This window comes from Nocardiopsis changdeensis, assembly GCF_018316655.1.
Taxonomy (GTDB): domain Bacteria; phylum Actinomycetota; class Actinomycetes; order Streptosporangiales; family Streptosporangiaceae; genus Nocardiopsis; species Nocardiopsis changdeensis.
Genome location: NZ_CP074133.1, coordinates 2,419,498 through 2,431,769 on the forward strand (window position 1 = coordinate 2,419,498; position 12,272 = coordinate 2,431,769).

At 75.2% G+C, this 12,272-nt stretch carries 11 protein-coding genes; 4 read left to right on the forward strand and 7 right to left on the reverse strand.

Features of this window, described 5'->3' with window-relative positions; translation table 11 throughout:
- The first annotated feature begins 86 nt into the window (after nt 1-86).
- Nucleotides 87-1,382: a class I SAM-dependent RNA methyltransferase gene (locus KGD84_RS11040; RefSeq protein ID WP_220560183.1), complete on the forward strand. Its 1,296-nt coding sequence runs from the start codon at nt 87-89 to the stop codon at nt 1,380-1,382.
- A 69-nt stretch (nt 1,383-1,451) separates the two neighbouring features.
- On the opposite strand, the gene KGD84_RS11045 is transcribed toward KGD84_RS11040, so the two are convergent.
- Complete coding sequence (locus KGD84_RS11045) at nt 1,452-3,824, reverse strand: M64 family metallopeptidase (RefSeq protein ID WP_255646446.1); 2,373 nt, start codon at nt 3,822-3,824, stop codon at nt 1,452-1,454.
- A gap of 154 nt (nt 3,825-3,978) precedes the next feature.
- Between KGD84_RS11045 and KGD84_RS11050 the strand changes: the two genes are divergently transcribed.
- Nucleotides 3,979-4,365, forward strand: a complete 387-nt coding sequence (locus tag KGD84_RS11050) for a DUF427 domain-containing protein (RefSeq protein WP_220560186.1) — start codon at nt 3,979-3,981, stop codon at nt 4,363-4,365.
- Between the two features lie 58 nt (nt 4,366-4,423).
- Here KGD84_RS11050 and KGD84_RS11055 read toward each other — a convergent pair whose 3' ends face one another.
- On the reverse strand, nt 4,424-5,362 hold the full coding sequence (locus KGD84_RS11055) for a DMT family transporter (RefSeq protein ID WP_220560187.1): 939 nt from the start codon (nt 5,360-5,362) through the stop codon (nt 4,424-4,426).
- 212 nt (nt 5,363-5,574) lie between these two features.
- Between KGD84_RS11055 and KGD84_RS11060 the strand changes: the two genes are divergently transcribed.
- Nucleotides 5,575-6,063, forward strand: coding sequence for a protein-tyrosine phosphatase family protein (locus KGD84_RS11060; RefSeq protein WP_220560188.1), 489 nt, complete (start codon nt 5,575-5,577; stop codon nt 6,061-6,063).
- Here the strand turns inward: KGD84_RS11060 and KGD84_RS11065 are convergent.
- The 5 genes from KGD84_RS11065 to KGD84_RS11085 form a co-directional block, all read right to left on the reverse strand.
- The gene (locus tag KGD84_RS11065) at nt 5,994-7,049 is read right to left on the reverse strand and encodes a hypothetical protein (protein ID WP_220560189.1); all 1,056 of its coding nucleotides are present in this window, start codon (nt 7,047-7,049) and stop codon (nt 5,994-5,996) included. The two genes, KGD84_RS11060 and KGD84_RS11065, sit on opposite strands and share 70 nt — an antisense overlap.
- 143 nt (nt 7,050-7,192) lie before the next feature.
- Nucleotides 7,193-8,755 (reverse strand): hypothetical protein, encoded by a 1,563-nt coding sequence (locus KGD84_RS11070; protein ID WP_220560190.1) that lies wholly within the window; start codon nt 8,753-8,755, stop codon nt 7,193-7,195.
- The gene (locus KGD84_RS11075; protein WP_220560191.1) at nt 8,752-9,648 is read right to left on the reverse strand and encodes an ATP-binding cassette domain-containing protein; all 897 of its coding nucleotides are present in this window, start codon (nt 9,646-9,648) and stop codon (nt 8,752-8,754) included. Before KGD84_RS11075 ends, KGD84_RS11070 begins: the two co-directional genes overlap by 4 nt.
- Entirely contained in the window at nt 9,645-10,448 is an 804-nt protein-coding gene (locus tag KGD84_RS11080; protein ID WP_220560192.1) for a zf-HC2 domain-containing protein, read from the reverse strand. Before KGD84_RS11080 ends, KGD84_RS11075 begins: the two co-directional genes overlap by 4 nt.
- Nucleotides 10,445-11,035: an RNA polymerase sigma factor gene (locus KGD84_RS11085; protein WP_220560194.1), complete on the reverse strand. Its 591-nt coding sequence runs from the start codon at nt 11,033-11,035 to the stop codon at nt 10,445-10,447. The genes KGD84_RS11080 and KGD84_RS11085 overlap by 4 nt, the downstream gene beginning before the upstream one ends.
- A gap of 111 nt (nt 11,036-11,146) precedes the next feature.
- Here KGD84_RS11085 and KGD84_RS11090 point away from each other — a divergent pair, with 111 nt between their 5' ends.
- Nucleotides 11,147-12,082 carry an LLM class F420-dependent oxidoreductase gene (locus KGD84_RS11090; RefSeq protein ID WP_220560195.1) on the forward strand — a complete coding sequence of 312 codons (936 nt, stop codon included), beginning with the start codon at nt 11,147-11,149 and terminating at the stop codon, nt 12,080-12,082.
- The last annotated feature ends 190 nt before the right edge of the window (nt 12,083-12,272 follow it).

Sequence of the window (12,272 nt, forward strand, 5' to 3'; positions counted from 1 at the left end):
GCGCTCCGCCTCAGCCCCCTCCCGCGACGGGCGACGCCCCGTGGACGCAGCCGCACCACATCCGCGATCCCCGGAGGAACTCCGCCATGACCCGTGCCGGTACCGAGTTCGAGCTGACCGTCGACGACGTCGCCCACGGCGGGTGGTGCGTGGGCCGGCACAACGGGCAGGTGGTGTTCGTCCGCCACGCCCTGCCCGGCGAGCGGGTGCGGGTGCGGGTCACCGAACGCACCAGCAACCTGCTGCGCGCCGAGGCGGTCGAGGTCCTCACCGCCTCCCCCGACCGCGTCGAGGCCCCCTGCCGGTTCGCCGGCCCGGGTGCCTGCGGCGGCTGCGACTGGCAGCACGCCACCCCCGGGGCCCAGCGCCTGCTCAAGGCCCGGGTGGTCGCCGACCAGCTGCGCCGGATCGCCGGGATCGACCGCGAGGTCGTCGTCGAGGAGCTGCCCGGCACCCCCGACAACCTGGGCTGGCGCACCCGGGTGCGGTTCGCGGTGGACGCCGACGGCGTCCCCGGCCTGCGCCGCCACCGCTCCCACGACATCGAGCCGGTGGACCGCTGCCTCATCGCCCACCCCGGCGTCACCGAGCTGGGCGTCACCGAGCTGCCCTGGCCGGGTGTGCGCGAGGTCGAGGCCGTGGCCGCCGCCGAGCGCGCCGACCGGGCGGTCGTGGTCACCCCCACCGGGGCCAAGCTGGGAACCCTGCCCGAGCTGAAGGCGTCCAGCGCCGTGCTGCGCCGCTTCAAGGGCGGGCGCGTCCAGCAGGTGCGCGGCCGCCGCGGGGTGCGCGAGATCGTCGGCGAACGCGAGTTCCGGGTGGGCGCGGGCGGCTTCTGGCAGGTCCACCCGGCCGCCGCCCGGGTGTTCACCGAGGCGATCCTGGCCGCGCTGGCCCCCAAGCCGGGGGAGACCGCGCTGGACCTGTACTGCGGCGCCGGGCTGTTCACCGCCGCCCTGGCCGAGGCCGTCGGCCCCGAGGGGCGCGCCCTGGGCGTGGAGAGCGGCGCCGAGTCGGTGCGCGACGCCCGGTACAACCTGCGCGACCTGGAGCAGGCGCGCATCGAGCAGCACGACGTGGCCGCGCAGATGCGCGAGTGGGCCGACGTGCGCGCCGACGTGGTCGCCCTGGACCCGCCCCGCGCGGGGGCCGGCGCCGAGGTGGTCCGCTCCATCGCCGGGACCCGGCCGCGGGCGGTGGCCTACCTGTCGTGCGACCCGGCCACCCTGGCCCGCGACCTCGCCGAGTTCGACCGGTCCGGGTACCGGCTGGTCGACCTCCGGGCCTTCGACGCCTTCCCGATGACCCACCACGTCGAGTGCCTGGCGGTGCTGGAGCCGGTCAACCCGGCCCGCCGCCACCGCGAGGCCCGCGAGCAGTGACCGCGGCCGGGGGCGGGACCGCGCGGTCCCGCCCCCGGACGTTCCGGCGCGGGCGCCGGAGGACGGGTGTCACAGGTCGGCGCACTGCCCCGAGGCGGAGCCGGCGACCGCGTTGTCCGCCCCGAAGTCCCCGACCGCCGGGGTGTTCCCCGAGCAGGACAGGGAGCCGCGGACCTCGTTGCCCGCCAGGACCGGGCCGTAGCCCTCCGCGCCGCCGGTCCAGGTGTCGGACGGGACCTGGGTGTTGCCGGTGAGCGACACCGAGCCCGTCAGCACGGAGCCCAGGACGGCCACCTCGTTCGAGGTGCGTGTGACGGACACCGAACCGCGCACCTCCGTGCCGGTGAGCCGCACGGTGTGCGCCCCCGAGGAGGCCAGCCCGCCGCGCAGGGTGCCGCCGGAGACCACCAGAGAGGCGCCCGAGGCGACGGTGACCCGGCCCCGCACGTCGGCGCCGTCGAGGCAGACCACGCCCTCCTCGACCCGCAGGCCGCCGGTGACGGTGCCGGTCACCGTTTCGGTGCACTCCAGGTCGGCGCCGGGCACGACGGTGGCCCGGAAGGACTCCGGCTCACCGATGTTCCCGGCCGCGTCGATCGCCCGGTGCTCCACCTCGTGCGTGCCCCAGCCGGGCTCGTGGCCGTCCACCTCGAACACCGCCATGGACAGGCCGCCGCTGCCCAGGCTGCCGTAGACCAGGTCGTCGACGTTGGTGCCGTCGGGGGTGAACAGGAACGGCGCCCGCGAGTCCGAGGGCCAGCCGTAGTAGTGGTGCCAGCCGTCGCCGTCCACGCGGAACTCGCCGACCACGTGCCCCTCGACGTCGTCCTGGGGGGACAGGCGCATGGAGAACTCGTTGAAGTACAGGTGGTGCTCCTGCCCCGGCACCCGGGCCGCGGGGGCGGACAGCTCGCGCGGCGCGGTCGGGTCGGCGGCGTCCACCGTCCAGGTGAGGGTCTCGGAGTCCCCTCCGGGGTCGGCCGGGTCGGTGACCGTCGCCGACAGCACCCGGGTCCCCGGCGCCGGGTCGAGCGCGCCCAGGTCCAGGGTGCGGCCGTCGGCCGAGGTGGACACGGGCTCGCCGTCCAGCGTCCAGGACACCTGCGGTACCCGGTCGGTGGGGTGGGTGGTCTCCACGTACACGACCTCGTCGGCGCCGACGGCGCGTCCGGTGTCGCGGAACCGGGTGAAGTCGGCGCCGGGGTCGTCGGGCTCCAGGGCCTCGCCGACCGTCCACTCCAGGGTCCGCGTCATCGCGGAGGAGGCGCGGATCTCGGGGTCGCGCACGAACTCCGTGGGGTCCTGGATCCGCAGGCCGACCTCGGCCCCGGCGGGCAGGTCGAGCCCGGCCAGCTCCAGGGCGCGCGCCCCGGCGGCCTCCTCCAGCTCCTCGCCGTCGACCGACCAGGTGTACTCCAGCTCGTGGTACGCGGGGTGCGGGCCCTCGGCCCACAGCACGTCCTGCGGGCCGACCTCGCCCTCGGGGGTGGACGTCACCGGCAGGGTCCGCTGGTCGCGCAGCCCGGAGATGCGGTGCGTCATCACCTCCCGGCCGACCTGGTCGAAGTAGTAGCCCAGGGTCTTGAGCATCGAATGGCGGCTGGGCCGCCACACGCCCTCGGAGTAGTACAGGCCGCCCTCGTTGCCGCCGGGGTCGGCGGCCCCGATCACGCCCCCGGACTCGCTCTCCTCGCCGAGCCAGCGCCACCACTTGGCCTCGGCCGCGGTCATCTCCTCGGCGGTCATCAGCGTGTGGTGCACCGAGGAGGGCTCGCGGCCGGGGTAGCGGCCCAGGCTGGTGTCGCGGAAGTAGTACGGGTACTCGTCCTGGAGCTGTCCCAGCGAATGCGCCAGCTCGTGCGGGCTGATCAGCGCCGAGAGCGCGTTGCCCGAGGACGCGGTGGCGGTGCGCCCGCCGCGTCCGCCGTAGGTGGTGCTGTTGGCCAGCGCCAGGATCTGCCGGTTGTCCGCGGTGACCCCGGGCACGAGGTCGGCGGCGGTGTTCGCCGCGGCCTCGTCCACGGTGAGCAGGCGCTCCAGCGAGGTGTCGTCGCAGCCGTTGAAGAAGCCCATGCCCAGGGCGGTGTCGCGGGTCCCGCCGTCCAGTGCGGGGTCGCAGTCGACGCCGGACTCGGCCGAGGGCGTCTCCACGGCGTAGACGTTGAAGTAGTTGCGGTAGGAGCGGAACGGCTCGATGCTCCACTGGACGTTCAGGTGCGCGGCCAGCTGCTCGCGGAACAGGGGCATCTCCTCCGCGGTGTAGCCGTCGCCGAGGATGACGAGGTTGAACCGTTCGGAGGGGTCGCCGGTCACCTGGATCGGGACGACGGTGCCGTCCTCGGCGAGCGGGGAGGCCTGGGCGGGGGCGGGGACCGCGATCGCCGCGGCCAGCAGGGGGAGTACGGCGAGTCGGGCGGCTCGGGCCGCCGGGGTACTGCGCAAGGGGAGGGCCCTTCCGGGTCGGGGGAGCGGGGGTGCCCGGCAGCGTACTGACGTCCGCACCGGCCGATCCAGAGGTAGGACCATAGGTGGTTCGATAACCCCACGACCCCGGCGGGGTCGGGGGGTAGTCTCGGCGGCGAGAGGGAGGACGCACATGACCGGACGGATGCGGGTCCCCGGACCCGACCACCCCATCACCATCGAGCCCACCGGCGCGCGCGTGGTCGCGCGGGTCGGCGGCCGGGTCGTCGCCGACACCGCGGCCGCGCTGACGCTGAGGGAGGCCTCCTACCCGCCGGTGCAGTACATCCCGCTGGCCGACGTGGACCCCGCGCTGCTGAGCCCCACCCCGACCACCACCTACTGCCCCTATAAGGGCACCGCCACCTACCGCACCCTCACGGTCGACGGGGTGGAGCTGGCCGACGCCCTGTGGGTCTACGAGGAGCCCTACCCGGCGGTCGCGCGGATCGCCGGCCACGCCGCCTTCTACCCGGACAAGGTCGACGTCACCGTCGGGGACCGATCCGGCGGGGACTGATCCGGGCACCCGGACGGCGGGTTGCCCCGCCGTCCGGGTGCCGAGGGTGGGCCGGGTGTCAGGGGCGGCGCGGGGACGGGGCGCGCAGCACCGCCAGGCCCAGCACCAGGACGGCCAGGCCGGTCCAGGAGGCCGGGGCCAGGCGCTCGTGCAGCACCAGGACGCCCAGCAGCGCCGCCACCGCCGGCTCTGCCAGGGTCAGCGTGGTGGCCACCACCGCCGGGGTGTGCCGCAGCCCCTGCCCGAACAGCCGGTAGGCGAGGAACACGGTGAACACCGCCAGGTACAGGGCGACCGCCGCGCCGCTCCCGGTGGCCAGCCAGCCCGCGCCCAGGGCGGCGACCACCGGCAGCGCCAGCAGCCCGCCGCCCAGGAACAGGGCGCCCATCACCGCGGACGACCCGTGGCCGCGCCGGATGAGGCGTTCGGCGATGAGGGCGTACGCGGAGTAGGAGAACCCGGCCGCCAGCGCGGCGAGCACGCCCAGCGGGCGCACCGGGTCGGCGCCCCCGCCCTCCGAGCCCAGGACCAGCACCGCGCAGCCGGCCACGGCCGCGGCGGTGGCGACGGTCCAGCGCGGGTCGGGCCGCCGCCGGTCGGCCCACCAGGCGAGCAGCCCGGAGAACACCGGCGAGGAGCCCAGGGTGATCACGGTGGCGACCGCCACCCCGGCCTCGGACACGGCCGGGTAGAACGTCAGCGGGTATCCGGCCACCGCCACCGCGCCCAGGGCCAGCGTGCGGCGGGTGGACCGGTCTCCGCCGGCGATGAGCGCCCAGGCGCCCCGGCCGGTCAGGAACAGCAGGAACCCGCCCAGGACGAGCCCGGCTGAGCCCACCGCGGCGGCGGGCGCGTGGGAGGCGCCCAGGGTGGCGGCGGTACCGGTGGTGCCCCACAGGACGGCCGCGGCCAGGATCGGCAGCGGGCCCCGGAGCAGGGTGAGGGCGGGGGTCGGTGAAGAAAGATCGTGCGACACGGTCGTGTTTCTCTCCGTCATCGTGCGTCTGGGGACGTCCGGTGCGGGCGCACGACGGCGGCCGACCGCGGTGCGGTCGGGACTCGCTCAGCTCGGGAGTGCGGTGCGCCCGGTCAGGCGCACGGGGGTGGCAGCACGACGTGCCAGTGCGTGTTCTTCACGGGGGGCAGCCTAGTACACCTCCGGTCATCGGACTCCTTCCGGGGCGGTGTCCGGGACGCTAGTCTCGCCGGATGACCACCACCTGGAACCCCGGAGCCGCGGGCGTTCTGCGCCTGCCCTCGGGCCGCCTGGTCCGGGGCCGCCCGCTCGCCCGGCCCCTGCCGGAGGGCCCCGTGCCCGACCTGGGCGTGTACCTCTTCCACAAGGCCCCGCCGCCGGTCCCCTGGGAGTCCCGCTGGGTGCGCTGGCCCGACTTCCGGCTGCCCGCCGACCCCGCGGCCCTGACCCGGGAGCTCGCCGGGGCCCTGGAGCGCGCCGCCGACGAGCGGGTGGAGTTCGCCTGCCTGGGCGGTCGCGGCCGCACCGGGACCGCCCTGGCCTGCCTGGCCGTCCTCGACGGGGTCCCGGCCGCCGACGCCGTCGCCTACGTGCGCGAGCACTACTCCCCGCACGCCGTCGAGACCCGCCGCCAGAAGCGCTTCGTCGAGTCCTACGGCTCCTCCGACGGGGGCCGGGTGTCCCGGTCGCCGTGGCCGTGGGAACGGTGGCGGGCCAGGTAGACCGCGGCCGCGCCGCCGCCGACCGCCAGCACGCCGGCGGTGACCAGCCCGGCCAGGGCCGCGCCGGTGATCGGCAGGCCCCCCGGGCCGGAGCCCCCGTCGTCGGCCGCCGGGGCGGAGGTCGGGGTGGGGGCGTCCGTCCCGGGGCCGGTGCCCTCGTCGGGGGCGTCGGCGCCGGGGGTCCCGCCCTCCGGGGAGGGGCTCGCGGCGTCCTGGTCAGGGGACGCCTCCTCCCGAGGTGACGCCTCCTCCGACGGGTCCCCGCCGCCCCGCTCCCCGGAGGCCGGGGCGTCCTCGGCCCCGCCGTCGGTGGGGCACTCCACCGACACGGCCCCCATCGTCAGGTCGAAGAGCTCGGCGCCGTCGACGGTCGCCGTGACGCCGGTGTACATCCGGCCCTCGCCGGTGTCCCCCTCGGCCGGGGCGTGGTCGGTCACCGTCACCTCGGCGGTCCTCCCGTCGGCCAGTTCGACCTCGGCGGAGGCCTCGCCGCCGGACGGGGTGAGCGCGGTCCCGAACACCGTGACGACCCGTTCGGGGTCCGGTCCGCTCTCCCACTCCAGGTTCCCGGAGAAGTCGCAGGTGATCGAGTTGCGCAGCGGCCCGACCTCGACCGCGGGCGTGTCGGTGCCGGACAGGGTCAGGGTGAGCCCGCCCAGCTCGGCCACGGCCTCGGCCCGGCCCCCGTCCCGCGCCGTGGTGTTGACCGTCGCCTCGGCGGGCCCCACCACCGACACCGGTTCGAGCAGCCCGCTCGGGTCGCTGGCGGTGTCGGCTGCGAGCCGTTCCCCGCCGACCTCGGAGCTGACATAGACGGTGCCCCACAGCCCCTCGGCGCCGCCCGCATCGGGTGCCACGGACAGGCCGACCAGGGTGGCGCCCGCCGTCGCCGGGAACACCGGCGCGGCGAGGGCGGGTACGGCCGCCGCCGGGGCAGCGGCGACGCCCAGGGCGATCGCGCAGGAGACGGTACGGCGAAGACTCAACGGGTGCCCACCTCGCGAAGGAGCCGGCGCGCGGCCGGGAAGCCAGGGATGATCGCGAGTCTAGGCATCGGCGGGCAAAGCGACGGGAAAGGGCGCACCCGCCCGGGGAACGGTGTCCCCCGGGTCCGCGGGGCGCCGGCCGGTCAGCCGCCTACGGGGCACAGCGGGGCGTGCAGGTTCCAGGGCTCGTACAGGTTGGGCTCCACGTCGGAGAACACGGTGTTCCACTCGGCGGTCTCGGCGGGCCGGTCCTGCTCCTGGGCGATGGGGATCTCCAGCAGCGCGGCCAGCTCCAGGGTGTCCATCTCCCCGGAGGAGATCCGCTCCCAGTGCTCCTCCAGCAGCGCGCGCATCCGCTCCGGGGGCACCGAGACGACCCGCCGCCCCAGGACCAGGTCGGCGGGGGAGGGGGCCAGGTCGGTCAGGGTGATCGCCATCGTGTCGATCCGCAGGTAGAGGTCGTCGGGGCGGTGGGAGGCGACGGCGCGGTCCACGACCCAGGCGACCACGACGGTCCGGGCCTGCCCGGTGCCCCGGCAGTCGTCCAGCCCGTAGGGGGAGGGCGGGTCGATCGACATCCCGAGCGTCTTGCGGGCGAACGACGAGTACAGGTACGACTGCCACGGCTGTATCTCCGGGTCCATGTACTCGTGGACGGTCACCGCCGGCCTGGGGACGCCGAACTCGCGGGTGTACCAGCCGGCGTCCTGCCACACCACCGGGGCGTCGGCCCGCGCCTCCTCGGGCAGCTCGTCCAGGACCGGCTCCAGGGTGTCGTGCCAGGAGGCGACCCAGGAGTCGTAGCCGGGCAGCGGGCAGTAGGTGATTCCCTCGACCTCCCGGCAGGGCCAGGGGCCCTCCACCCCGTACACCTCGTCGTCGGCGTACCCCTGCGGGTCCTGCATCCCGTCGCGCCACACCGTCGCGTTGCCGTGGACGGCCACTCCCAGGGCCCCGGCCGCCAGCAGGGCCGCGGTGACCGACGTGGCGACCACGACCCGGACGCGGTGCCGGGCGCCCAGTGTCAGCACCACCAGCGCGGCCGTCAGCAGGCAGGTGTAGGCCAGCGAGTAGAGGGTCACCAGGGAAAGGGACACCGAGAAGCCGGGGAAGGGGCTGACGACCTGCTGGAGGGCCATGGTCGCGCGCGACACGGCGCTGTTGAGCCGCTCCGAGAGCAGGATGCCGTTGTAGACCAGGTACAGCGGCAGGCAGAGGGAGAGGAGGACCAGCGGCAGGTACGACCGGGTCCACAGGACCAGGAGCAGCGCCCCGAACGGTCCGGCGGCCGTCACCAGGAAGGGCACCGGGAGCGCGAGCGGGCTCATGATCCCGGCGGGCGGCAGGGGTTCGGCGGCCGTCCACAGCCACAGCCCCAGCCCGGCCAGGACCGCCCACAGCAGGAGCACGGCGGACAGCGCCAGGGACATGAGCCTGCCGGTGCGGCCCAGCGGGGTCGCGGAGACGACCGGGTGGCGGGCCTCGCGCACGGCGGAGGGGGTCACGGCGCCGAACCCGATCGCGGCGATGAACAGGGACGACGTGGACATGTCGCCGTACCAGGAGTCCACCGACTGGCCGGGGTGGGAGCCCGACCACACGAAGTACGCGAGGAACAGCGCCGAGGCGGGCAGCAGGAACGGCCCGCGCAGCAGCCGCGCGGCGTTGAACAGGGTCAGCCGGACGAAGGTGGCGGTGCGCCTCACCGCGCGGCCCCGGCGGGCTCGGTCCCCGACACGCCGACGAGCAGCAGGTAGGCGTCCTCCAGGGTGGGCTCCACCGCGCCGAAGGCCTCCCCGGGCGGCAGCGGCGAACCCGGGGTCAGGACCCGGTGGCGCCCGTCGGGCAGCCGCCAGGAGGTCAGGCCGCTGCCCGGGTCGCCGGGACCCTCCCACACGTGCCCGCGGGCGCGGTCCAGCAGGGCGCCGGGGGCGCCGTCGAAGACGACCCGCCCCCTGTCCAGGCACACGATGTGCCCGCACAGCGCGGCCACGTCCTCGATCTGGTGGGTGGACAGCACGACGGTGCTGTCCACGGCCAGGCGGGACACCAGGTTGCGGAACCGGATGCGCTGCTCGGGGTCCAGCCCCACCGTCGGCTCGTCCAGCAGCAGCAGGTCGGGGTCGCCCATCAGGGCCGAGGCCAGGGCCAGGCGCTGGCGCATGCCGCCCGACAGGCGGCGCACCCGGCTGTGCCGCCGGTCGTACAGCCCGACCTGGCGCAGCACCCGGCGCACCTCGTCGTGCCGGGCCCGGCGGCCGCCCAGCTCCTTGAGCACGGCCATGTAGTCGAGCAGGGCGAACGCGGTGAAGTGCGGGTAGAAGTCGGGGTTCTGCGGCAGGTAGCCCAGCCGCCGCCGGATGTCGGTGCGCTCGGGCGCCCGGGTCGGGTCCAGGCCGAGCAGGCACACCTCCCCGGAGCCGGCGTCCAGGTCGGTGGCCAGGCAGCGCATCAGGGTGGTCTTGCCGGCGCCGTTGCGGCCCAGCAGGCCGGTCACCCCCGGGCCCAGGTCCAGGTCCACCCCGTCCAGGGCGGTCCGGGTGCCGTACCTGCGGGTCACCCCGCGCAGGACCACCCGGCGGTCGGGGACCGCGGTCATGCCATCCTCACCCGGAGCAGCAGCAGGCCGACCAGGGCGGCCAGGGCCGCGCCCCAGCACGCCTGGGCCTGGGGGGCGAACACCCCGACGGGGACCGTCTGCCCGGACAGGGACACCAGGCCCAGGACCGCCAGCCACAGGACGCCCACGATCCCCGAGGCCGCGCTCAGGTGGATCCAGTGGCCCAGCAGGAGCGAGCCCGCGACCAAGGTCAGGGAGGGCAGCAGCCAGAAGACCGCGTCCCAGGCGGTGGTGGTGTGCGGCAGCATCAGCGCCGCGCCGGTGCACAGCAGCAGGGCCGGGACCAGGACCGCGCAGGTGCGCAGGAACAGCAGCCGCTGCCCGGCCATGGGCGTGACCGAGGCCAGGGTGTGCGCGGGGTCGACCCCGCGCCCGTAGGCCAGGGCCACGCCGACCAGCGGGACCACCGGCGCCAGGAAGAAGAACATCAGCGAGCCGCGCGGCAGCAGGTGCGCTGCCAGCAGGGCGGCCCCCAGGACCACCACGGTGGAGACGAGCCAGGCCTGGTAGAGCCGCGGGGTGGCGGCGAGGAGTTTCGCGGTCTCCGCGCGCAGACCGACGGAGGCCAGCAGGGTCTCGACCGGGCCGCGCCGGGGCCGGTCGACGACGTCGCGCAGCGACGCCCAGCTGTCGGCCAGCCACGACTCGTCCGCGGGCAGCAGGGACCGGCAGGGCGCGCAGTGCATCAGATGGGCCTCCACCGACATCGCGGTGATCTCGTCGCTTCTCCGGGCCGCGTAGTCGTGGGCCTGGGCCGGGGTCAGGTGCCAACCGCTCATGACGTCAATGCCTCCCGCAGGCGCGCCTTGGCGCGCATCACCCGTGTCTTCACGGTGCCTTCGGGGATCTGGAGAATCTGTGCGGCCTCGCGCACCGTGAGCCCGTCCAGCACGGTGGCCTGTATGGCGGCCCGCAGCTCGGGGGACAGGGTGTGCAGGGCCGCGCCCAGGGGTCCGTGCTCGATGTTGAGCAGCACGGTGTCCTCGGCCGAGGCGTCCCCGATGGTCTCGTAGGGCTCGGCCTCGATGTCGGAGATCCACCGGTTGGCCCGCCGGCGCAGCTGCGAGATGAGCTGGCGGATGGCGATGGTCCACAACCAGGCCCCGGCGTCGGTGTCGCCGGGGCGGGGGGTGAAGGAGCCCGCGTTCCTCCACACGGCCAGGAAGGTCTCCTGGAGCGCGGCGTCGACCTGGTCGGGGTCGGAACAGCGGTAGTTCAGACGCGCCCGCAGCCAGGGCGCGTGCCTGCGGTGCAGGATCTCCAGGGCCTCGGCCTCGCCCGCCGCGACGGCGGTCAGCAGCACCGGGTCGGTGCTCTCGGGGCCGTAGGAGGGTGCGCGGCGGTGCGCGCGTCGGAACAGCTTCACGGTCGGTCTATCGCTCGGGGCCCGAAGGGCGGTTCATCGGTGTGCGGCCTTTTCGAAGCTACCCGCGCGCCGGGGGGAGATCGCCCCCGCGGGTGGGCGAAAATGGGGTTTATGCGCCTGAGGATCTTCCTTGAGCCCCAGCAGGGGGCCACATACGAGGACCAGCTCGCCGTGGCCAAGGCCACCGAGGAGCTCGGGTTCGACGCACTTTTTCGCTCGGACCATTACCTGCACATGGGGGAGGGCACCAGCGGCCTGCCCGGGCCGACCGACGCCTGGATCACCCTGGCGGGTCTGGCCCGGGAGACGTCGCGCATCCGGCTGGGCACGCTGATGACGGCGGCGACCTTCCGCTACCCGGGGCCGCTGGCGATCGCGGTCGCGCAGGTGGACCGGATGAGCGGCGGCCGGGTGGAGTTCGGGTTCGGCGCGGGCTGGTACGAGGAGGAGCACGCCGCGTACGGCATCCCCTTCCCGACCACGGCCCGGGAGCGCTTCGACCGCTACGAGGAACAGCTCGACATCATCACCGGCCTGTGGTCCACGCCGGTCGGCGGCACGTTCCGCTACGAGGGCAAGTACTACCGGCTGGCGGAGGGGCCCGCGCTGCCCAAGCCGGAGCAGAGCCCGCGCCCGCCGGTGCTCATCGGCGGTACCGGCCTGCGCCGCACCCCGCGGCTGGCTGCGACGTTCGCCGACGAGTACAACGTGCCGTTCTCGTCGGTGGCCGACACCGGGGCCGCGTTCGACCGGACGCGGGCGGCCGCGGCGGCGGTGGGCCGCACCGGCGGGATCGTCTACTCGGCGGCGCAGGTGCTGTGCGTGGGCCGCGACGAGGCCGAGATCGCCCGCCGGGCGGAGCGCATCGGCCGCCGGGTGGACGAGCTGCGGCTGAACGGCCTGGCCGGGACGCCCGCCGAGGTGGTCGACAAGATCGGCCGGTTCGCGGAGCTGGGCGCCGAGCGCATGTACCTCCAGCTGCTGGACATGGCGGACCTGGAGCACCTGGAGCTGGTGGCCGCCGAGGTGGCCCGGCAGCTGGACTGAGGACGCGCGAAGCGCCGGCGGGGTTCTGGAGGCCCGGAGGAGAGGTCCGAGGAACGAGGGTGCCGACGTAGGGGCGAAGGTCCCCGCCCTCGAAGGGCGCTGGGCACGGAACGAAGCGAAGCGGAGGTTCGGAACAACACGGGGCCGCGGCCCGGGGCGCGGAGCCCCCGCGATAACTTGATATCGAGAT

Coding starts and splice junctions, on each gene's coding strand:
- KGD84_RS11040 (WP_220560183.1), top strand. CDS start 87: ATGACCCGTGCCGGTACCGAGTTCGAGCTGACCGTCGACGACGTCGCC.
- KGD84_RS11050 (WP_220560186.1), top strand. CDS start 3,979: ATGACCGGACGGATGCGGGTCCCCGGACCCGACCACCCCATCACCATC.
- KGD84_RS11055 (WP_220560187.1), bottom strand. CDS start 5,362: ATGACGGAGAGAAACACGACCGTGTCGCACGATCTTTCTTCACCGACC.
- KGD84_RS11060 (WP_220560188.1), top strand. CDS start 5,575: ATGACCACCACCTGGAACCCCGGAGCCGCGGGCGTTCTGCGCCTGCCC.
- KGD84_RS11075 (WP_220560191.1), bottom strand. CDS start 9,648: ATGACCGCGGTCCCCGACCGCCGGGTGGTCCTGCGCGGGGTGACCCGC.
- KGD84_RS11080 (WP_220560192.1), bottom strand. CDS start 10,448: ATGAGCGGTTGGCACCTGACCCCGGCCCAGGCCCACGACTACGCGGCC.
- KGD84_RS11090 (WP_220560195.1), top strand. CDS start 11,147: ATGCGCCTGAGGATCTTCCTTGAGCCCCAGCAGGGGGCCACATACGAG.